Source organism: Pseudoalteromonas sp. UBA6610 (assembly GCF_002433295.1).
GTDB classification, from domain to species: Bacteria; Pseudomonadota; Gammaproteobacteria; order Enterobacterales; family Alteromonadaceae; genus Pseudoalteromonas; species Pseudoalteromonas atlantica.
Map to the genome: position 1 here is coordinate 35,954 of NZ_DJHW01000142.1, position 21,413 is coordinate 57,366.

A 21,413-nucleotide genomic window follows, 5' to 3' on the forward strand; every position below is an offset into this window, starting at 1 on the left:
AATCATTAACAATTGCGCTAAATCAAAGTGTATATTCAGCCCTTTGCTAGATTAATGCTAATAGCACTGTTATTTGTACTCGTTGGTGATTAAAATAAACCTAATATAAGTTTTTAGTGGAACAAAGCCATGGGTTCATTACAAGACCAATTGCTGCAAGCAGGGTTAACAACATCGCACAAAGCTAAAGTTGCTAAGTCAGAAAAACGTAAGCAACAAAAAAAGCAAAAAAAAGGGGCTACCAGTAACCCAAGCGATCTGCAAAAGCACATACAGCAAACTAAATTAGAGCAGCAAAAAAAGGCTGAAGAACTTAACCAGTCGCGCCAAGAAGAGCTTAAGCAACGTGAGCAGGTTGCTCGTGTTAAGCAAATACTTGAGCACCATAACCAAGACTCTATTCGTGGTGAGCGTACCTTTAATTTTACTTACGATAACAAAGTAAAAGGGATAGATGTAAACGAGAAAACCCAAAAAGCGTTATCGGGTGGTCGTTTAGCTATTTGTGTACTGGAAGGGCAGTTTTACGTACTCGATGATGAGCCGGCGCGTAAAGTCGCAGAAGTTGATGAAAAGTACATTGTTTTTCATGTTGAACCTGAAAACAAACCAAAAGATGAAGACGACCCATATGCAGACTTTGAAGTACCAGATGATTTAGTATGGTAAGTGTCTGTTCAGTATTGTTTGCTAAAGTTAACAACAATGGCTGAAAACGTAGTCATGTTTGTTTGATCGCCTAACGTAAATTGATACGTATGCTTTTTACTAGATTGTTTACTACAATAAATAGACTATTTTCTAACCGTCAAAAAGAAGAGTGAATATAATGAGCAAGATGAAAGCACTAATAGTAGGCGCGGGTATTAGTTTAGCCGCAAGTTTTTCGTTTAACGCCGCCGCTGCAGATGGCGAAGCCCTTTACACCCAAAAAATGTGTCAAACATGTCACGGTGCAGAAGGTAAAGCACCTATTATGGGCGCATACCCTAAAATTAATGGTCAAAACAAAGACTATTTAGTGGCCCAAATGAAAGATATTAAATCGGGCGCGCGTAGCAATGGTATGACTGCCGCAATGAAAGCAATGGTTGCAACGGTAACGGACGAAGAGTTTGAAGCAATTGCTGACTACCTTTCAAAGGTAAAATAAAGCACCGCGTTTAAAAACGTATTATCGTTTTAAATTAAAGCGCAGCGTAAACAGCCACACAATTGTGTGGCTGTTTTGTTTGTGTTTGCTATAAAATTAATACTGCTTTAGACTTCTAAACATCTATTCGTACCTGAGTTGTTGTACGTATTTTAAAAGGCTGATTATGATTGATTTACCCCAACTAGATTTAAAAAATAAAGTGTCGGAGCAAGAGTGGCAATTGCGCGTAGATTTAGCAGCTTGCTACCGATTAGTAGAGCATTTTCGTTGGGGGGATTTAATATACACGCATTTATCGGCACGTTTACCTGGCACTGATCACTACCTTGTAAATGCGTTTGGCTTAACGTTTGACGAAGTAACTGCATCAAACCTAGTAAAGGTTGATTTGCACGGCAATATTATTGACGACACCCCCTTTAGCATTAACCCAGCAGGTTTTACTATTCATAGCGCAATTCACGAAGTGCGTGAAGATGCTCATTGTGTTATTCACTTACATACAAAAGAAACCATTGCCGTTGCTACACAAAAAAATGGCCTATTGCCACTAAGCCAATACTCTATGTTTTCGCTCCCTTCGCTGTCGTACCATGGCTATGAAGGGCTGGCTGTAAATGATGACGAGCGCAAAGTATTACAAGATGATTTAGGCAATACCAATCATATGCTATTGGTAAATCATGGTGGCTTAACCGTAGGCCCAACCGTAGGCGATGCCTTTATGCGTTTTTATGACTTGCAACGTGCCTGCGAAATTCAGCTTGCATTACAAGCCAGCTCACAAGAGGTTATTCCGGTGCCGCAGCCAATTATCGACAATATTTATAACCAAGCTAATGTGGTACATAGCGGCAGCACAGGTGGGCAATTAGCGTGGCCTGCCATGTTACGAAAAGCGTACCGACTTGATCCCAGTTTTGCACAATAGCCTGCGTGGCTAATAAGGAATTTTAATGAAAGTAAATCGCGTAGAAGTATTTGATATTCATTGCCCAGAGCGTCCAGCATGGACGCCGGTTTTTGTACGTATTCATACCGATGAAGGTATTAGTGGTGTAGGTGAGGCTGGTTTGGCTTACGATTTAGGCCACAGCGCAGCAGCGGCAATGATAAAAGAAATGGCTGATGCTTTTTTAATTGGGCACGACCCGTTTCAAACCGAAAAGTTATGGTCGCGTATGTTACGCGAAAGCTTTTGGGGTTTAGGTGGCGGCCCTGTTGTTTATGCAGCAATGAGCGCCATAGATACAGCACTTTGGGATATAAAAGGTAAAGTACTTGGTTTACCTGTATACCAATTACTAGGCGGTAAAGTAAACGATAAGCTGCGTACTTATGCATCGCAGTTACAGTTTGATTGGGACAGCGAATTTAAAGCGTTAGTACAACCGCAAGAATACGCAGAAGCTGCGTTAAAAGCGATTGGCGAAGGTTATGATGCAGTAAAAGTTGACCCTATCCAATACGATAAAGACGGCAATACGTATTACGACCGTACTAAAATAATTTCTCGCGCTGAAATGAAGCTATACCGTGCTCGTATGCAAGCTATACGTGAAGCAGTTGGCGATGAAGTGGATATTATTTTTGAGTGCCACAGCTTACCTGGCGCGACCTCTGCAATACAAATTGGTGAAATAGCCGAAGAGTTTGATTGCATGTACTACGAGGAGCCAGTTAACTACTTAAACCATTCTTTACATGCAAAAGTAGCAGATAAAGTGGCAGTGCCAATTGCAGGCGGTGAGCGTTTATACAACCGCTGGGGTGTGCGTCCTTATTTAGAAGATCAAAGCATTGATGTACTACAACCCGATATCGGTTTATGTGGTGGCTTTACTGAAACTAAAAAAGTATGTGACTACGCCGATATTTTTGATGTGCGTATTCAGGCGCATGTATGTGGCGGGCCTGTTGCTACAGCTGCATCGCTTCATTTAGAAACCGCTATTCCTAACTTTTTGATTCATGAGCATCATACTTATGCCATTAAAAAGTGGAACCGAGAGCTGTGCTTACAAGATCCACAACCAAAAAATGGCTTTTTTGAAGTATCAGAAGAGCCAGGCTTAGGCATTGAATTAAATGATGAGATTGTTATGCGCTCGCAGCGTGTAGAAATTAAATAATTAAAGCTTTATTTAAAGAGCGTTATTTAAATGCTATTGTTTAAAGTAAAAGCCGGTAAGTGATAGCTCACTTACCGGCTTTTTTATAGCTGTGTTTCTCTAATACCGATGAGCAATACCATTTGAATAGTTAGTGGGTTTAATTGGCAAGATTAATTGTACACGTAACGCCTTTTATCTCAGCGGTGGCTTTACTATCAAGGTGGCGTATATAGCAGCGATTATTGTTTATCATTAACTCAAATTGATCGGGAAAGTTAAGCTGTTGATTGGCTGTTATATCGCTACGGTTTGTGTTTTTAAGAGTAAAGGTACTGGTGTGAATAAAGATATCGTCAGCAAGCGTTACGTTTTTTATATGCATTAAGCGCTCTATAACACGCTCTACCGCTTGGCTATTTGGCTCGGTAAGTAAGGCATGATGCAGCTTAGGTGTAGGCTGCGTGTTAGATGCGCAACCACTTAAAATAGTTAAGATGCCAAGGGCTGGTAATTGCGAGTGTAATGTCATAGTCATTGCCGCATTTACGTAAGTGGTTAAATTTAATATAGCTTAACTAGGGCATGTTATAAAAATGCTTAGCATTTGCGTAGCTAAGGTTGTGCCATATTTTATTTGTTTTACACAAAGCTTGATGGCTATGCCAAACATCATTATAGCTTGCGTTAATTTGGCAAACCGGAAAGTTACTCGCAAACATAATGCGCTGCTCGCCAAAGTACGAGAGCATAGTTTCAAAACAATCTTGTTGCTGTTGTAAATTCAACGCTAAAAGCTCAAAACCCGAAAACTTAATCGCTATATTATTGTGCGCACTTAGCATGCGAATGCTTTGCTGCCAGCTATTAATATTATTAGGTAGGCCGCCATGGTTTATTATTATTTTTAGCTGAGGCAGCGCCTTAGCGTAACGAGCAAGCTGAGCAGCTATTGCAGTATTTTCAAGTTCAAACTGGGCTTCATAATGCAGCCCTTGCTGGCAAAGGGTTTGCAAATTACTAAAGCACACTGGGTTTAATAATCGCTGTGCGTCTGCGCCTTCGGTGATATCCCGTATGCCTATTAAATGCGGGTGGGCAAGGGCGTTTATTGCTTTTGCAAATTGCACAGGTGCGCAATCTAACTGAGCGTAACTAATGGCTTTAAAGGGAAGCTTTTTTAAATGCGCCGTTAGCCAATTAAGTTCGTTAATGGGGGCGTTGTTATCAAAACCTGCCTCTATATGTACTATGCCGGCGAGGGTAAAGTCACTACTCTCTAGTAGCTTTTTTTCACTAATAGGTTGTTTTATTAACTCTAAATTTGGCCATGCTGGTGGGTTTTCGCCTTGCAGCCAAGTATATTGCCCCTCGGCAAGGTTAAAAAAATGCACATGGGGGTCAATAATTTTCAGGCTCATCGGCATGTGCTCATTGTGTGGTATATCCGCCATCAATATTTTGTAGGCTACCGGTTATAAAGCTTGCATCATCACTTGCTAAAAAGCTAACTAACGCGGCAACTTCATCAGCTTGTCCTAAGCGGTTTAGCGGTTGAAGGCTTGCCTCTTCTGCCACTATATCGGCCTTGTTAGCCCCACTTTTTTTACAATAAGCATCTATCGCGTTATGAAATAGAGGGGTTTCTATTGTCCCTGGGCATACCGCATTCGCGCGAATATTAAATTGGGCGTAATCAAGTGCTGTAGTTTTTGCCATAGAAGCAAGAGCATGCTTTGTCAGGTTGTAGGCAAACGAGTTAGGTTTACCAATTATTGCCTGATCTGAGGCTATTAAAATAATGGCGCCATTGTTTTGCGCTTTCATGCTGGGTAGTACACTTTGTACAGCCGCATATGCCCCTTTAACGTTCAATGCAAATAACGCATCGAAAGTGTGCTCATCGGTATCCTCTATGCTAGCACTGAGGTGTTTACCAGCGTTAGAAACAAGTACATCTATGCGTGAGCTTTGTTTACAAATGGCCGTAATACAGGCTTTTACAGCACTAACATTACTCACATCGCATTGGTGAAAAACCCCCAGCTCGCTGTACTCAATATCCAGATTGTGCACCGTGTAGCCATTTTCAATAAAGCGTTTTACAACCGCTAATCCAATGCCTTTTGTACCGCCTGTAACAATAGCAACCTTAGACATACTTGCTCCTAATTTAAGGTGTGTGATTAGTGAGAGTGACCACAGCCGCCTTCAGCGTGAACATGGCCATGCGAAATCTCTTCACTGGTTGCTTCACGAACCGATACCACTTCTAAATCAAACGTTAGCGCTTTGCCTGCAAACGGGTGGTTTAAATCGCAATCTGCATTAAAGCGGCCTACTTTAACTAATGTTACCTGGTGTTGGCCTTGGTTTGAGTGCACCATCGCAGTCATACCTGGTTTCCACACTTTTACGTCACCTTGTAGGTGCTTAAGCGGAATACGCTGAATTAAATCGTCAACGCGCTCACCGTATGACTCGCTTGGCTCAAGTGTTACGCTAAACTTATCGCCTGCGGCTTTGCCTTCAAGGGCTTTTTCTAAGCCAGGAAGCATGCCTTCGCTGCCATGAATATAGCTAAGAGGCGCGTGGTTTACACTGCTTTCTAGTTGCTCGCCCGCTTCGCTTAATGTGTAATGAAATTCAACTGCTGAATTTTTGCTAATTTGCATGCTTGTCTCTTTAAGTTTTTGACTAAGTTAAAAGCCGATTTTACGCGAAATACCGAGCTTTATAAACTCAGCGTGGTTGAATAAGTGATTTTTGTAGATCTTGCAGTAAATCTTGTTTTTGCTGCGGCTGTTTGGGTTTTTCTGCCTGGGGAATAAATAGCGTTAATTGCGTGCCAGGCTTTAAAATGCTTGAGGCACTTAAGTTGTTCCATTTAGCTAAATCACTGTGCGGCACTTCGTAAAGCTGACTAATGCTCCACAAGCTATCGCCTTGTTTTACTTCATAGTCTATTTCAATGGTGGGGATCACGACTTCTTGTGGCTCTAAATAAGGACTAATTTGATAATCTATAGTGAGCGATTTTGGGAGCGTTTTAGGCTGTCCAACCAGCAGTTTTTCACCTATGCCTATCATATTATTTTGTTTGCCATTGAGCTGCTTTAACGCGTTTACCGACATGCTGAAGCGCCTTGCAATGCTGTATAGCGTATCATTTTTTTTAACGATGTATTCGCCTGCAAAATTAGACTTAAAAAACTGACTTTTCAACAGTGCTTCTTGGCCGATAGGTAAAAGCAATGAGTGGGGGCCATTAGGTGAGCTTTGATTTTTTAAATAGCCTTGGTTAAGCGCGTGCAACTGTTTTGAGCCAACCCCAGAGAGCTTAGCGATGACCGAAAAATCAAACTGTTGGCCAACATTCATTTGCGTTGTTATTGGTTTATTAGCCAGTTTAGGGCGCTTAAAGCCTTTTTGCGGGTGTTTAACTAAGTAGCTTAGCGCTAACAGTTTAGGTACGTAGTCGGCCGTTTCTTTTGGCAGCTTTAGAGAAAAGTAATCGGTACTTTTACCGCGCTTTTTATTTCGCTCAATGGCTCGTTTAACACGCCCCTCACCACTATTATAAGCCGCTAGGGCGTGTAGCCAGTCGCCATCAAAGCGTTTGTGTAAATAGCTGAGGTATTCAAGTGCGGCATCGGTGGAGGCAAGTACATCTTGTCGGCCGTCATACCACTGATCGGATTTAATGCCAAAATGATGCGCTGTGGCGGCCACTAACTGCCAAACACCTACTGCTTGCTGCGATGAGGCAATGGTGGGTCTAAAATCACTTTCTACAAAGGGCAGTAAAGCCAGCTCCATAGGCAGGCGCTTTTGCTCAATTTTTTTTACGATATGATACAAATAAGGCGCGGCGCGTTTATTTACCGTGGGTAAATAGTTAGGTTGTTTTAAATACCAGTTAATACGCTTTTTTAAGGCGCGATTTTGATACACCGTAAAATGTAGGTTGTTGGCAATATGCACCCATAGGTTTTTAGCTTTGGCGGGGCGCTTTTTTACAATTGTTTTTTTTGCCTTTACCGGCGGCGCAGTATTGGCTTGTTGTAATTGTTTTGGCTGTACAGGCTCAAGCTCTATTTGGTTTTCGTAGCTTGGCTCAAAGTGAGTAAAAATTTGTGGTGCGTCTGTTTCGGGTTGTGTTTGTGTGCTGTTACAGCCATACAAAAAAATAATTACACAACTTACAAGCAATCCACGCATCTTCATCTCTTATCTACAATCCTTTATTTTATAACACTACTGCGCGTGCTCAATTAACTGGGCGCGCTTAAGCCCAGCCTGTAAAAATAACTGGCTCGACTTTGTATTTAACGCTTCTTGTTTATATGGTGCTAAAACATCCGCAGGGAAACTCTCAGTAAGTTGCTCAAGCGTTTGTTTTTTATTGTTTTTCACATGGGTTATTAAATTTGTTAAAAACAATAAAGGCTGCTTAAGTTGCGCTTTTTCAAGCGCCCCGCCGTGGCCGGGAAGTATTGTACGCAAATTAGGCTGATTAATATAGCGTTTGAGCAAGGCTTGCCAATTTTGTAACTGGCCGTGGCCTGGGTAGGGGAGCCAGTCAACAATATCGCCGCCTATTAGCAGCGTGCCATTATTAGTGCTAAGTGTTAAATCGCCGTTTGTGTGGGCTTTTTCGGGCGTTATTTGTACCGCAAAGTTACCTAAATCAATACTTTGTTGCTCGCTGATTACGGTGCTAGGTGATTTTAAGTTATAGTTTTTCCAACGTAAAAAACGTTGTTTAGCTAAAGAGAGCTTTTCGCGCCACTGTGTTTGCTGTTGCTCGGGCAATGTGGCTAAGCGCTGATAGCTCAACTCTATACTTTTTTCATAGCCTGCTAACTTATCATCGTAAGCCTGTTGGTATGTGGCAAAATTATCGGCTACCTGTTGATGTACTATTAGCTGCGCTTTTGGGAAAGCGTTTTGTAATACGGCCATGCCGAGTAAATGGTCATCATGAAAGTGGGTCGCAATTAAATAACAGAGCGGGGTTTTAAGGTGTTTTTTTAATTGTTTTGCCAGTGCTTCAACGGCTGCAAAGTTTCCGCTTGCATCTACCATGAGTGCGCATTGCTCGCCCTCTATGAGCACTTGGTTTGAATCGTAAAAACGTAGCTTATCTTGTTGTTTTAAAAATTGTACATTTTCGTTTATTTGCTGCCAAGTAACCGCTGCCTTACTAGAGTGAGAAAATAGGCTAAGGGTAATAAAAAGGGCGGGGATTACAGTTACTAAAAGGGGTTTTAATGTCATTGTGTGTCTCTGCGCAGCATTTATTTACCCTCATAATAAACAAAAAGCGCACGGGGCGCTTTTTATTTTTTTATTGGGTCACTCGCCAAGCATTGGCTGAGTTTATCAATGAGTTGATCTTGCTGCTGTTGCTCTACACTGGCATGCGTTTTAGCTTCTAGCAACTCATGGCTAAGTGTAAGTGCTGCTAAAAGTATCGCCTGTTGTTCGTTGCGAACTGATGAGCGTTGCTTTGTTTGCTCAACCAAGTCATTTAAATTTTGTGCTGCTGCTATTAATGCATCTTCTTGCCCAACCGGGCATGCAAACTGCTGCTCTTTACCTAGCAACTCAACTGTGACCCGCTGGTTTTGCAGCTCAGACATTAGCTTGCCTGTTGTGCGCTTTGTAGTTTATCAAGTAAGCCTGTTAACGTAGAGCTGGCATCTTTTTGCTTTTCTTCGTTTTCAAGGGCTTCTAGTTGTAAAATTTCGTTTTCGTCACTTAGTTTTGCGTTTTGCTCTTTTAAGCTAGCAACATCTGTTTGTAATTGGTTGTTGCGCTCGATAAGCGAGTCAATCAGTTGTTCGAGTTGTTGAAGAGTTGTGTTGTTCATAAAGGCGCTCATATAACTGTAATTAATGTCATGCAAATGTAAAGCAAAGTGTGTTGTTTTGCCAGCATTTACGGTGGTTTTAGCACAATTTTATTGTTTATTAAGTGATAATTCAGGGTGGCGGCTTTTTTGTTCATAAATGGTTCACTTAACTGCTCGCAAAGCGGTGTATAGGTTGCCAAAATACAGAGCTTATGGTTCACTGCCGATATTAAATTGCGTATAGCGAAAATTAACAATGCTTAGTTACAGACACTCTTTTCATGCAGGTAACCCTGCCGATGTGCTTAAACATTTAGTACTTGCACAGGTACTTCAATATCAAACTATTAAAGATAAACCCCTCGATTATATTGATACCCACTCTGGTGCGGGATTTTTTGAGTTAAGTTCATCTGATGCCCAAAAAACACAAGAATACAAAGAGGGCATTGCTAAGCTTTGGCAACATAGCAGTAAACACGAAGCGCTAAACGATTATATTGCATTAATTAAATCGTTTAATGATGGGGATGAACTGGCGTTTTACCCCGGTTCGCCAAAAATTGCTGAGCATTACTTACGTCGTCAAGACAAAGGCTGGTTTTTTGAATTACACCCGCGCGATTTGCAGTTACTTGAGCAAAACATGCAAGGTAAGCGCTCTATTCGCGTACGTGGCGAAAACGGTTTTGCCGGATTAATAGGGCTACTTCCGCCAGCTTCGCGCCGTGCATGTGTGCTTATTGACCCACCTTATGAGATAAAAGACGATTACGATACTGTAGTAAGTACATTAGTTAAGGCGCACCAGCGCTTTGCTACCGGCACATATATGATTTGGTATCCCGTTGTTGATAGAGAGCGAATCAATACAATGGAGCAAGGGCTGATTGAGTCGGGAATGCGTAATATTCAATTATTTGAGTTAGGCACGCAAGCGGATACTGACGTACACGGTATGACGGCATCAGGCATGATTGTTATTAACCCACCGTGGAAATTAAAACAAACTATGGACAGCATATTACCTGAGTTAGTTGAACTTTTAAGTGAGCCTAGCGGGTTTTATAGAAGCGAGCAGTTAGTCGACGAATAACTGCCTGCCATTATGTAAAGTAAAAGCCCTGCTGGGCTTTTATTTAATTAAAATAAACCGCATTAAAGGTGGCAAGCGTGTTGCCACTGCTATCTTTTAATTCTAAAGACTCGCCTTCTATAGCCCACTTTTGCGTGTTATTGAGCATATTTAACATAGCCGCTTCTTGCTCCATGCTTTGTGAGCACATTTTTTTTGTACTTGCCAATTGGCTAAACGAAATTGAATGTTGCTCTGTGCTATAGCTACCGCTGACGTTATTACACCCTAAAAAGCCGTTAACGCGGTTATCTTTATCAAATTGTATAAATGGCTCTTTTGTTCTTACACTGACTGTTTGCGCATTAATTGTAACGGCTTTCCAGTATGTATTTGTAAGGGTAACATCGCTTTTAGGTGAGGCGACTTTTTCAAGCTCAATTTCGTGAAGAATCCCAGAGTTTGCATTTTTAAAAGGGTCGTACTGCATTGTGCTGGTATAAAGAACCTTGTCTTTATTAATGATTCTAGCGGTGAGGTTATAGCGGTGTTTATCAACAATGTTGTTGTCATCATAAGCTAGCTCCACGGTATACGGCGGCGCTTTATTTATATCAATTACCTGTTGCGTAACTATTTCGGCTTTTACATCTGCTTTTGACACATCAGATAGCGTTACAATTAGTTGTGAGCCAGGGCGTGGCATACTGCGATCTTTATAGCTCACTTGCGTGGTTAAACCCATAACGCTTTTTTCTTGTACTGTGGATTGTGATTCGTTAGCTGGTTTTTCACAGCCCGCTAATGTGAGTGCACTTAGGGCTAATAAACCTAAGCCAGTAAATGTACGTTTTTGAAACCTAAATTGCTGCTTTGCCATGCTTGCGCTCCTTATTCCTATATTGCTGGTAAGTGTAGGGGGGAGGAGCTTAATCATGGCTTAATTTTTTTAGGCACAAAAAAGGCGCTAATGCGCCTTAATATAATGCTTTAACGCTATTTTTTTACAAACTTTGTTAAAATAACAATACGTTGGCCGTCTACTCGCCCTTCAATATGTTCAGGGTTATTTGTTAAGCCTATATTGCGTACTGCTGTGCCGCGTTTGGCGGTCAAGCTACTACCTTTAACGTCTAAGTCTTTAATTAAAGTAACCGTATCGCCAGCTTGTAGCACTACGCCGTTACTGTCTACGTGTTTTATATCGTCATCTTCAGCAAGGGCTTTTTTGGCCCAAGCAAGGGTGTCTTCTTCTAGGTAAATCATGTCGAGCGCATCTTGTGCCCAGCCATTATCAACAGCTAAGCGCGTTAGCATTCTGTAAGCCACTACTTGTACGGCAGGTGTTTGGCTCCACATGCTGTCGTTTAAACAGTGCCAATGTGTTGGGGTAAGCTCGCTGTTGTTTTCTATTTGATCTTTACAGGTTTGGCATGTGTAAATGCATTTGTCTGAATGGGTTTCGGTAACAGGAGGCACTTCGTAAACAGATAAGTGTTCGGTTGCGCTGCATAATTCACACTGGTTATTACTGCGCTCGATTAAGGCTTTTTCAATACTCATAAGGCGTTCTTATATAGGAAGAGGTTTACATTTGGCCGTATTATACCCTAGCAAAGGTAGGCGGCGATACTAATCCCTTAAATTTTGTGCGGGTATTGGGTTAATGTATTTATCTTCTATGCGTTTTATGTAACCACTACTATGTAAGAGCGCAAGGGCTTGGTTAATTTTAGGCAGTAACGCTTTGTGCTTAGCAAGTAAACGCACTCTTAAATAACCATGCGAATGCTGGGCGCCAAACTCAGCATTAATATTTAATTGTTTAGACCAATACGCTGCGGTATGAATACCCATAATGGCAACATCAATACGCGCTTTAGATAATGCAATCATTAGCTCTTTTTCAGAGGGAAAATCGACGCGGTTAAATTTTGCATCATCATGGTAGTAGTAGCCAAGTACTGTACCAACCTCTTTAGAGTATAAACTTTGCTTAGTTTGATACTGCGCGACGTTATCAGGCAGTGCAACAATCATTTCGGTTGCGGGGATCAGCGGCTCTGAAAAAATATAGTAAGGGTTATCTCGCTCGCTTTGCGCTAACCATTTTAAAGAAATTACATCAAAATCAATAAAGCCGTTTTCTAAATATTTGGTAATTCGCTTAGTGGGAAGCTCAACGTGATTGGCGGTAATATTTGCTTGCGCCATTAAAGCGGTGATTATTTCTGGCAAAATGCCGGGTTTTTCAGGGTTGCTGGTGTAAAAAGGGTAGTGACTACCTGACGCACTGACATTGTAATTTAGTTCTGGCTGGTTTTGCTGGGCATGAGCAAACGTAGCAAGATGCAAAATAAATAAGGATAAAAACAACTTTAAAAAAAACAAATACGCAACCTCTGCTAAACTTTTAACCTTGTGTATTATGTAATTTAACTCCGCTTGCAATGATTCTAGAATCTTCATAGCGGTTGAATTACAGTGTATAACCTAATTGTAATAAACAACGTCAAATTAGATAGGCTTTTATTAAGTGAATCCCACAAATATTTTACAGAACGGGCAAAAGATAACACAGTTTGTTGCAAGGCAACCTATTTTTGATGCTCAGCAGAATGTGTTTGCTTATGAGCTGCTTTATCGTGATTCAGCCCATAATGCATTTCCTGTGGGAACATCTGATGAGCAAGCAACCAGCCGTTTGTTTTTTAATACGCTGATGATGCTAGGGCCAGACAAACTTACAGCGCATCATTTAGCGTTTATTAACCTTTCTTCAGCCACTATTTTAGAAAATTTTCCTAAATTGTTAGTGCCACAAAATTGTGTGTTAGAAATCGTTGAGCGTACGAACAAAATAGCTGAGGTAACTCAGCGCGTGAAAGCGCTCAAGCAAGAGGGATACAAGTTTGCCCTAGATGATTACGATGGCGACGATAAATGGGCGCCATTACTTGCGCATGTAGATTACATTAAAATTGAAATGGACGATGTAATAATTAAAACCAATATGCGCATAAAAAAAATTAAACGCGCTAATCCGCATGCAAAAATTATTGTTGAGCGCATAGAAACTCATGCGCAATTTCACTCGTTAAAACAAGCCGGTTGCGATTTATTTCAGGGTTACTTTTTTGCCCGCCCAGAGATGATCACTTACAAAGATGTGGAGCCGGGTAAGGTGATTGTGTTTGATTTACTGCGCTTTACGTCAAAAGAATCTTTATGCTTTGATGAAATACAAAAACAAGTAGCCAGGGATGTGGCAATTACAGCGCGAGTATTGAAATTAGCGAATGCCCGCTCGGGCAGTACTAAATTAACCATTACCTCTATTTCGCAAGCGGTTGTGTATTTAGGAGAGGACAGTATAAGGCAACTGGTACGCGTGCTGGCGCTGAGCGAATTAGGCGCCGATAAACCCTCAGAACTCACAAAACTTGCCTTAACCAGAGCGCAGTTTATTGCGCTATTGCTAGGGCAAAACCATGCAGAAATGGTTGGACAGGGTTACTTGGTTGGGTTGTTTTCTGTGATGGATGCAATTTTAGATACAGACCTTGAAGCGATTGTTAAAGAGTTTTCGCTAGATGAAAGTATTGCCCAGGCATTATTAAACAATGAGGGCATTTTAGGGCAAAGCCTTGCGCTTATTAGGGCGTTTGAACTAGATGAAATGGATAAAATAGCGGTGTTAATGCCAGCAATAAACAGTGATTTGCACATAGGCCATATTTTTAATTATGTTCTTGATGCACTGTTGTATAGTGACGAAATTATTGAGGCTATTGCAGAATAAATATGCGTAATTGGTTATCTATTTTAAGTATTGTGGTTGCATTAGGGCTGTTATTTCCTGGTGTTACCAAACCTGTATTATCGATTGAGGGCAACATTGATAAATCGCAACTCGCCAAAGCAGGCATAGAAATGCTGGCTGAGGAAGGCGATGGCCGTACCCGCAGTATGTTAATGATGTTCTCTAGCATGTTAGGACTTGATAAATTAGAGGGTGAAATAAACGCGTATAGCAAAACACAAAGCATTTGGGGAACCGTAAACGAGCTAGCTAATAATAATAATTTATTTGTAGCGGCGTTAGTTGGGTTGTTCTCTATTGTGATCCCAAGCTTAAAATTACTGCTGCAATTACTGTATTGCTGCTTGTCGGCCAGCGGATTTAAAAATAAGTTAGCTGTGGTTATTTGCGCACTGAGCAAGTGGAGCATGGTGGATGTGTTTGTTATTGCGTTAATAGTGACTTATTTGGCAGGCAATGCACATGGCCAAAGTAGCGATTTACTAATTATGCATAGCACTTTTGGTGAGGGATTTTGGTATTTTAGTGCTTATTGTATTTTTGCTATTTTAGCGAGTAGCTTAATTACACCACCTAAAAAAGAAAATTAATTATTTGAGTTAGCTCAATAACTCAAATATTATTACTGGGTAATTTACTTAATAGGCTTTGTTTTGCAGCGTTTTTACTCAAATTTACTCGTTGTCGTGATGCTACTCACGTTTGTGGGGCAAGCCGCTGCGTCTGTAAATCAGCAGTGCGAAATGCCACATATGAGCCTATCAGCAAAGCATGCCACGCATGTAATGAGCGAGAGTAAATTGCATACAGGTATGATGGAAATGGATTGCTGCAGTGATGAAGCAGATGTTCAAAATGATTGTCATTGCCCAATAAATGGCTGTGGAAGCAGCTCTATTTTAACGTCCCCGGCCTTATTTACTGCTTTTTCGTTATCGAGTGAAAAAGTTACCCAGCTTAATAGCGGTATTTCCTCCCCACCTAGTAATACTTTATATCGCCCTCCTATGTTTGCTTAAACGCAGGATAGGTGTGATACCAATCGACTTGATTATTTAGTCATTTAGCGTGCCAAATAAAGCGTTAACAGCGTTATAAATATCTTATGTAGAACAACTACATGCCGATATTTATGCCTTGTTATCACTCTATTTAACTGTCGCTATAAATAACGACTAATTTAACACCATTGGTATGAGTGAAATTTAGCTATATTCGTTCAAAGCGCCTGTTCTGCTTGTTAATTTAAGATTTTATTTTTAATTTTAGATGGAGCAGGCAATGACCCGCACTGTAATTTTTAAAGCTGTATTACTGAGCGCCACCTTATTTGGTGCTGTATTTAATAGTGATGCCATAGCAAAAGCATCAACCCTTAATTTAACGGATGCCATAAACCTGGCGCTCAATAACGAGCCGTGGCTGAGCGCCAGTGAGCAAAAGCAAGCCGCCGCCACAGCGCAAAGTATTGCTGCAGGTACTCTACCAGACCCCGTATTAAGCATAGGTTTGCAAAGTGTACCCGTAGATGGCTTTGCGTTTGAACAAGAAAACATGACGCAGTTAAAAGTGGGTATAAGCCAAAGCTTTAGCCGTGGTAATAGCCTAGCACTTAGCCAACAAGCAATAAAAGAAGAAGCACTTGAGCAGCCGTGGCTTAGGGCCCAGCGAAAGGCGCAAGTAAAAGCTAGGGTAATGGAGCTGTGGTTAAATGCCTACAGAGCGCAGCAAAGTATTGCGTTAATTGAACAAGATAAAGCATTGTTTAGCCAGTTAATTGAAGTTACCGAAGCCAGTTACTCCAGTAGTTTAGGTAAAACCCGTCAGCAAGATATTATTCGCTCTCAATTGGAGCTCACACGCCTTGAAGATAAACTGATTGTATTAGCGCAGCAGCTAGATGCCGCTAAACAAGGGTTAGCCCAGTGGTTACCACAGAGCATATTACGCCAACCATTAAGCCTAACTTTTACAGCGCCAGCCCCGCTTACCCAATTTAATAGCTTAGACTTTGATGAGCTCATTAAGTTACTTATGGCGCATCCCTCTATAGTGGCTATAGATCAACGTATAGCCGCTAAACGCACACAAGTGAGCCTTGCTAAACAAAGTTATAAGCCACAACTTGGCGTAAATATGGGTTATGGCTACCGCGCTGATAACCAAGCTGGTGAATCGCGTGCTGATTTGCTTTCGGTGGGGGTGAGTATTGATTTACCTTTATTTACCGATAACCGGCAAGATCAGCAAGTTAATGCGGCTATTGCTAATGCAGAGGCCATTAAAACCGACAAACGCGTGGCGCTACAAAGCCTAAAAGGACAGTACTTTAAAGAGGTTAGTCAGCTTGAGCGAATTGAGCAGCGCAATAGGCTTTATCAAAACACGTTATTACCGCAAATGTCGCAACAAGCTCAGGCTACTTTAAACGCGTATACCCGTGACGATGGCGACTTTTCTGATGTTATGCGCGCGCGTATTAGTGAGCTAAACGCCAAAATAGATGCCCTTAATATTCAAATAGACAAACACATAATTATTGCTCGCTTAAATTATTACGCAGCCAGTTTAGACTCGCTAGTAATGGCTGAGTTACAAGGATAAAACAATGAAAACTAACTTAAAATACCTTGTAGCGCTGCTTATCGGTGCCGCGTTAATGTTTATTGCTAATCGTTGGTTGATTGATAATACCGAGCACTTAGCCACAACCGCTGATAATAAAAAAGCGAAGCCGCTGTATTGGGTTGCTCCCATGGACAGTAACTATAGGCGCGATGAACCAGGGCTATCACCAATGGGGATGGAGCTGGTGCCTGTATATGCAAACGCTGAAAACGACAGCCCAGGTACTATAAAAATATCACCTGAAGTGGTTAATAACTTAGGCGTTAAAACCAGTAAAGTGCAAGTAAAAACACTGCAAAGTGATATTCAAACAATCGGTTATGTGCAATACAATCAAGATCAGTTAACCCATATTCACCCTCGCGTAGAAGGGTGGATAGAAACCCTATTTGTAAAAGCGCAAGGGGAGCCCGTTAGTGCTGGTGAGCCTCTTTACACACTTTACTCTCCTCAACTTGTGAACGCACAAGAAGAATTTTTACTCGCAGTAAATAGAAAAAACAGCGTATTGATCCGGGCTGCTAAAGCGCGTTTAGAGTCGCTAAATGTGTCTGATGGCTTTATTGAGCGCTTAGAAAAAAATAAAAAAGTGATGCAAAACATTACATTTTACGCGCGTCAAAGTGGGGTGCTTGATGAGCTTAATGTACGTGAAGGTTTTTATGTTAAGCCCGGCACCTCAATGATGAGTATCGCTAAATTAGATCAAGTATGGGTAGAGGCAGAAGTATTTGAGCGCCAAGCAGCTTTAGTGAGCAAAGGGCTTCCCGTTACAATGACCCTTGATTACATTAAAGGTAAGCAGTGGCAGGGCGTAGTAGATTACATTTACCCAGCGCTGAATGCCCAAAACCGTACTTTACGTGTAAGGCTGCGTTTTGAAAATACCGCAGGGCTACTTAAGCCTAATATGTTTGCCCAAGTAAGTATTCACACACACAGTGACTCACCGCAATTAGTTATACCTAAGCAAGCGCTTATTCGTACAGGCGCACAAAACCGAGTAGTACTTGCCCTAGGCGATGGGCGTTTTAAATCGGTGGCGGTAAAAGTAGGGCAAATTAGCCAACATGAGGTGGCTATTCTATCGGGCATTACCAAAGAAGACCGTGTTGTGACTGCTGCGCAGTTTTTAATAGACTCTGAATCGAGTAAAGACTCGGACTTTAAGCGTATGAGCGCACCAGAAATACCCGCCAAGAGCGACATGCCTAACATGGAAATGGACAAGGCTGAAGCGGTTCAAACAGCCACAGTAATGGGAACCATAAATAATATAAACGCAGCGCAGCGGGTTATTAATATTAGTAGAGAGGCTATTGCTAAATGGAACAGAGGCCCTGCTACTATGGACTTTATACTTGCTAAAGAGCTTGATATTAGTGCGCTTTCCCCTGATCAGCAGGTGCATTTTACATTTAGCATTATTGAGGGCGAATTTGTAATAAGCAAAATTGCTGAGCACCCTACTGACGAAGGCGCAGCTCATCATTCAATGCATGGGGAGTCATTATGATAGCTGCTGTTATTCGCTGGTCGGTTGTTAATCGTTTTCTCGTTTTGTTACTGAGTATTATTGTATTTGGCGCGGGTATTTACAGTGTAAAACAGACACCCGTTGATGCGCTTCCGGATTTATCGGACGTGCAGGTAATTGTTAAAACCAGCTACCCAGGCCAAGCGCCCCAAGTAGTGCAAGACCAAGTTACCTTCCCGCTCACCACGGCAATGCTGTCTGTGCCCGGCGCTAAAACGGTGCGCGGTTTTTCGTTTTTTGGCGACTCGTATGTGTATATTATTTTTGATGAAAATACCGATATTTACTGGGCCCGAAGCCGCGTACAAGAGTATTTAAGTCAGGTAGAAAGCCGCTTGCCGGCAAGTGCAAAGGCACAACTTGGGCCCGATGCCACAGGAGTGGGGTGGGTTTATTTATATGCATTAGTCGATAAAACAAATCAGCTCAATATAAGTCAGCTTCGTAGCTTGCAAGATTGGTTTTTAAAATTTGAACTGCAAAGCGTTGAAGGTGTATCTGAGGTAGCCGCTGTAGGTGGCATGATAAAGCAGTACCAAGTGGTTGTAGACCCCGTTAAGTTACGTGCTTATGGCCTTCCTCTTAGTTTGATACAAACTGCAATTAGCCAAGGTAATCAAGAAACTGGCGCCTCAGTAATCGAAATGGCTGAAGCCGAATACATGGTAACCAGTACCGGTTATATTAAAAGTGTCGCCGACTTAGAAGCCATTCCATTAGGAATTAACGCCCAAGGAAGTGCATTACAATTACGAGATGTAGCAAATGTACGCTTAGGTCCTCAAATGCGACGAGGCATTGCCGAGCTAAATGGCGAAGGCGAGGTTGCGGGTGGCATTGTGGTGATGCGTTATGGCGAAAACGCCCAAGAAACGATTTCTCGGGTAAAAGCAAAACTTGAGTCTTTAAAACAAGGGTTACCCGAAGGGGTTGAAATAATTCCGGTTTACGACCGCTCCACGTTAATAAAAAGTGCGGTTGATAACCTGAGCAGTAAATTGTTTGAAGAGCTCATTATTGTAGCCTTAGTGTGCGTGGTATTTTTATTTCATGTGCGCTCATCGCTGGTGGCTATTATTACCTTGCCTATGGGTATATTAATGGCTTTTATTGTGATGTATTGGCAAGGCGTAAACGCTAATATTATGTCGTTAGGCGGGATTGCTATTGCTATTGGCGCTATGACAGATGGTGCTATTGTAATGATAGAAAACATGCACAAACACATGGAAAAAACGCCACTGACCAAGCAAAACCGCTGGCAAATAGTGACTAAATCGGCCACCGAGGTAGGCCCTGCATTATTTTTTAGCTTGCTCATTATTACTGTAAGTTTTATGCCTGTATTTATTTTAGAGGCGCAAGAAGGGCGCATGTTTGCTCCGCTTGCTTATACAAAAACGTATGCGATGGCAGCCTCTGCCGGTTTAGCTATAACCTTAGTGCCGGTGTTAATGGGCTACTTTATTCGGGGTAAGGTCATTTCTGAGCACAAAAATCCTGTTAATAGAGCTTTGGTTGCAGGGTATAAACCGCTGTTAGCCACCGTACTTAAATTTCCAAAAAGTACGTTATTTATTGCATTTATAGTGACGGCTATAGGCTTTTATCCGGTAAATAAAATAGGCAGTGAGTTTATTCCTTTGCTAGATGAAGGTGACTTAATGTATATGCCTACAACTTACCCTGGGCTCTCTATTGGTGAAGCGCGAAAAATTTTACAGCAAACAGACAAGCTCATAGCCTCTGTGCCTGAAGTAAAAACTGTATTTGGTAAAATAGGGCGCGCCGATACCGCTACCGACCCCGCACCGCTGACAATGATTGAAACCTTTATTCAATTTAAGCCCAAATCACAGTGGCGAGAGGGCATGACGAAGCAAAAAATTAAAGCAGAGCTGGAAAGCTTAGTTACATTACCGGGCCTTACAAATGCGTGGGTTATGCCAATAAAAACGCGAATTGATATGCTTGCCACCGGTATTAAAACGCCTGTAGGTATTAAAATTGCGGGCCCAAGCCTGTTAGAAATTCAAAACATTGGGCAGCAAATTGAGCAATTGTTAAAAGATGTGCCTGGCACAGCCTCAGTGTATTCAGAGCGTGTAGCCACAGGGCGTTATATTAAAGTGGATATAAACCGTGAAAAAGCAGCACGGTATAATCTAAATATAGCCGACATACAACAGGTTGTAGCCACTGCAATTGGCGGCTCAAACGTGACTGAAACAATTGAAGGGCAACAGCGTTACCCGGTAAATTTACGCTACCCGCAGAGCTTTCGTGCTTCGCCTGAAGATTTAAAATTATTACCTATTATTACACCGTCAGGCCAACATATTGCACTTGGTGATGTTGCTAAAGTATTTATTGAAGATGGCCCTACCGGTATTAAAAGCGAAAATGCGCGTTTAAATGGGTGGAGCTTAATTGATATTAAAGGCAGTGATATTGGCAGCTATGTAGCACAAGCTCAGCAAGTACTTGGCGATAACCTACAATTACCCGCTGGTTATTCAATTACTTGGGCAGGGCAGTACGAATACATGCAACGCGCAAAAGCAAAGCTTACTTATGTGATCCCGCTTACACTCGCAATTATTGTAATACTGCTATACCTTAATTTTAAATGCCTAAGCGAAGTACTTATTATTATTGCCACTCTTCCTTTGGCTATGGTGGGCGGCATTTGGCTGATGTATTTTGAAGCGTTTAACTTTTCGGTGGCAGTGGGGGTAGGGTTTATTGCATTGGCCGGTGTTGCCGTAGAAATAGGCGTCATAATGCTTGTATATTTAAACCAAGCTTATACAGAGCAGCGCCAGCAGTGCGAGCAAACTGGAACTGCATTTAACTTACAAGCGTTACAACACGCTATTATGCAAGGTGCAGGGCTAAGAGTGCGCCCCGTAATGATGACGGTAGCTACCATTATTGCTGGCTTATTACCCGTTTTATACGGCACCGGCACCGGTAGCGAAGTGATGAGCAGAATAGCTGCGCCGATGGTAGGCGGGATGCTAAGCGCAATTATGCTTACGTTATTGGTTATACCTGCGGTGTATTTACTGTGGAAAAAGCAGCATATTAGTCAATAGGTGTTGTTCTTTGTGAGTTAAAATTTGCTGAATGAAGGGGCGTTTAAATCGCGGTGTACGGTTTTTACCCTTGTGAGCTTGATAGCTGCCCCTAATTCAGCAGGCTCTAATAGCACACTGTGGGCAAT

At 41.8% G+C, this 21,413-nt stretch carries 22 protein-coding genes; 11 read left to right on the forward strand and 11 right to left on the reverse strand.

Features of this window, described 5'->3' with window-relative positions:
- Positions 1–129: 129 nt before the first annotated feature.
- The 4 genes from B4F91_RS19125 to B4F91_RS19140 all read left to right on the forward strand — a co-directional run bounded on the left by B4F91_RS19125 (position 130) and on the right by B4F91_RS19140 (position 3,288).
- On the forward strand, positions 130–669 hold the full coding sequence (locus B4F91_RS19125) for a DUF2058 domain-containing protein (protein ID WP_004587650.1): 540 nt from the start codon (positions 130–132) through the stop codon (positions 667–669).
- A gap of 160 nt (positions 670–829) precedes the next feature.
- Positions 830–1,153 carry a c-type cytochrome gene (locus tag B4F91_RS19130; protein ID WP_004587649.1) on the forward strand — a complete coding sequence of 108 codons (324 nt, stop codon included), beginning with the start codon at positions 830–832 and terminating at the stop codon, positions 1,151–1,153.
- A gap of 166 nt (positions 1,154–1,319) precedes the next feature.
- Complete coding sequence (locus tag B4F91_RS19135) at positions 1,320–2,087, forward strand: class II aldolase/adducin family protein (RefSeq protein ID WP_024031462.1); 768 nt, start codon at positions 1,320–1,322, stop codon at positions 2,085–2,087.
- A 25-nt stretch (positions 2,088–2,112) separates the two neighbouring features.
- The gene (locus B4F91_RS19140) at positions 2,113–3,288 is read left to right on the forward strand and encodes a mandelate racemase/muconate lactonizing enzyme family protein (protein ID WP_286937489.1); all 1,176 of its coding nucleotides are present in this window, start codon (positions 2,113–2,115) and stop codon (positions 3,286–3,288) included.
- 139 nt (positions 3,289–3,427) lie between these two features.
- Here B4F91_RS19140 and B4F91_RS19145 read toward each other — a convergent pair whose 3' ends face one another.
- From B4F91_RS19145 to zapB, 8 genes are all read right to left on the reverse strand, one after another.
- Positions 3,428–3,799: a hypothetical protein gene (locus B4F91_RS19145; protein WP_286937486.1), complete on the reverse strand. Its 372-nt coding sequence runs from the start codon at positions 3,797–3,799 to the stop codon at positions 3,428–3,430.
- Positions 3,800–3,845: 46 nt separating this feature from the next.
- Positions 3,846–4,688, reverse strand: a complete 843-nt coding sequence (locus tag B4F91_RS19150; RefSeq protein WP_286937485.1) for an amidohydrolase family protein — start codon at positions 4,686–4,688, stop codon at positions 3,846–3,848.
- A gap of 10 nt (positions 4,689–4,698) precedes the next feature.
- Positions 4,699–5,427, reverse strand: a complete 729-nt coding sequence (locus B4F91_RS19155; protein WP_029772595.1) for an SDR family NAD(P)-dependent oxidoreductase — start codon at positions 5,425–5,427, stop codon at positions 4,699–4,701.
- Positions 5,428–5,453: 26 nt separating this feature from the next.
- Positions 5,454–5,942, reverse strand: a complete 489-nt coding sequence (locus B4F91_RS19160; protein ID WP_286937483.1) for an FKBP-type peptidyl-prolyl cis-trans isomerase — start codon at positions 5,940–5,942, stop codon at positions 5,454–5,456.
- A gap of 67 nt (positions 5,943–6,009) precedes the next feature.
- Positions 6,010–7,488: a LysM peptidoglycan-binding domain-containing protein gene (locus B4F91_RS19165; RefSeq protein ID WP_286937480.1), complete on the reverse strand. Its 1,479-nt coding sequence runs from the start codon at positions 7,486–7,488 to the stop codon at positions 6,010–6,012.
- 36 nt (positions 7,489–7,524) lie between these two features.
- Positions 7,525–8,547, reverse strand: a complete 1,023-nt coding sequence (locus B4F91_RS19170; protein ID WP_286937479.1) for an MBL fold metallo-hydrolase — start codon at positions 8,545–8,547, stop codon at positions 7,525–7,527.
- Between the two features lie 62 nt (positions 8,548–8,609).
- Positions 8,610–8,912 carry a cell division protein ZapA gene (locus B4F91_RS19175; protein ID WP_004587640.1) on the reverse strand — a complete coding sequence of 101 codons (303 nt, stop codon included), beginning with the start codon at positions 8,910–8,912 and terminating at the stop codon, positions 8,610–8,612.
- Positions 8,912–9,142: a cell division protein ZapB gene (gene zapB / locus B4F91_RS19180; protein WP_024031454.1), complete on the reverse strand. Its 231-nt coding sequence runs from the start codon at positions 9,140–9,142 to the stop codon at positions 8,912–8,914. The genes B4F91_RS19175 and zapB overlap by 1 nt, the downstream gene beginning before the upstream one ends.
- Positions 9,143–9,380: 238 nt before the next feature.
- Between zapB and B4F91_RS19185 the strand changes: the two genes are divergently transcribed.
- Positions 9,381–10,220: a 23S rRNA (adenine(2030)-N(6))-methyltransferase RlmJ gene (locus B4F91_RS19185; protein ID WP_055252599.1), complete on the forward strand. Its 840-nt coding sequence runs from the start codon at positions 9,381–9,383 to the stop codon at positions 10,218–10,220.
- Between the two features lie 43 nt (positions 10,221–10,263).
- On the opposite strand, the gene B4F91_RS19190 is transcribed toward B4F91_RS19185, so the two are convergent.
- From B4F91_RS19190 to B4F91_RS19200, 3 genes are all read right to left on the reverse strand, one after another.
- Positions 10,264–11,079 (reverse strand): META domain-containing protein, encoded by an 816-nt coding sequence (locus tag B4F91_RS19190; RefSeq protein WP_286937476.1) that lies wholly within the window; start codon positions 11,077–11,079, stop codon positions 10,264–10,266.
- Positions 11,080–11,195: 116 nt separating this feature from the next.
- Positions 11,196–11,762, reverse strand: coding sequence for a PhnA domain-containing protein (locus B4F91_RS19195; RefSeq protein WP_004587636.1), 567 nt, complete (start codon positions 11,760–11,762; stop codon positions 11,196–11,198).
- A gap of 69 nt (positions 11,763–11,831) precedes the next feature.
- The gene (locus B4F91_RS19200; RefSeq protein WP_286937475.1) at positions 11,832–12,590 is read right to left on the reverse strand and encodes a substrate-binding periplasmic protein; all 759 of its coding nucleotides are present in this window, start codon (positions 12,588–12,590) and stop codon (positions 11,832–11,834) included.
- Positions 12,591–12,735: 145 nt separating this feature from the next.
- Between B4F91_RS19200 and B4F91_RS19205 the strand changes: the two genes are divergently transcribed.
- The 6 genes from B4F91_RS19205 (at position 12,736) to B4F91_RS19230 (ending at position 21,285) form a co-directional block, all read left to right on the forward strand.
- Positions 12,736–14,001, forward strand: a complete 1,266-nt coding sequence (locus tag B4F91_RS19205) for an EAL and HDOD domain-containing protein (RefSeq protein ID WP_286937473.1) — start codon at positions 12,736–12,738, stop codon at positions 13,999–14,001.
- Between the two features lie 2 nt (positions 14,002–14,003).
- The gene (locus B4F91_RS19210; RefSeq protein ID WP_064386994.1) at positions 14,004–14,612 is read left to right on the forward strand and encodes a paraquat-inducible protein A; all 609 of its coding nucleotides are present in this window, start codon (positions 14,004–14,006) and stop codon (positions 14,610–14,612) included.
- A 63-nt stretch (positions 14,613–14,675) separates the two neighbouring features.
- Positions 14,676–15,041, forward strand: a complete 366-nt coding sequence (locus B4F91_RS19215) for a hypothetical protein (protein WP_064386995.1) — start codon at positions 14,676–14,678, stop codon at positions 15,039–15,041.
- A gap of 262 nt (positions 15,042–15,303) precedes the next feature.
- Positions 15,304–16,626, forward strand: a complete 1,323-nt coding sequence (locus B4F91_RS19220; RefSeq protein WP_286937470.1) for a TolC family protein — start codon at positions 15,304–15,306, stop codon at positions 16,624–16,626.
- A gap of 4 nt (positions 16,627–16,630) precedes the next feature.
- Positions 16,631–18,166, forward strand: a complete 1,536-nt coding sequence (locus B4F91_RS19225; RefSeq protein WP_286937469.1) for an efflux RND transporter periplasmic adaptor subunit — start codon at positions 16,631–16,633, stop codon at positions 18,164–18,166.
- A complete protein-coding gene (locus tag B4F91_RS19230) occupies positions 18,163–21,285 on the forward strand; it encodes an efflux RND transporter permease subunit (protein WP_286937467.1) in 3,123 nt (1,040 codons plus the stop codon). Before B4F91_RS19225 ends, B4F91_RS19230 begins: the two co-directional genes overlap by 4 nt.
- The last annotated feature ends 128 nt before the right edge of the window (positions 21,286–21,413 follow it).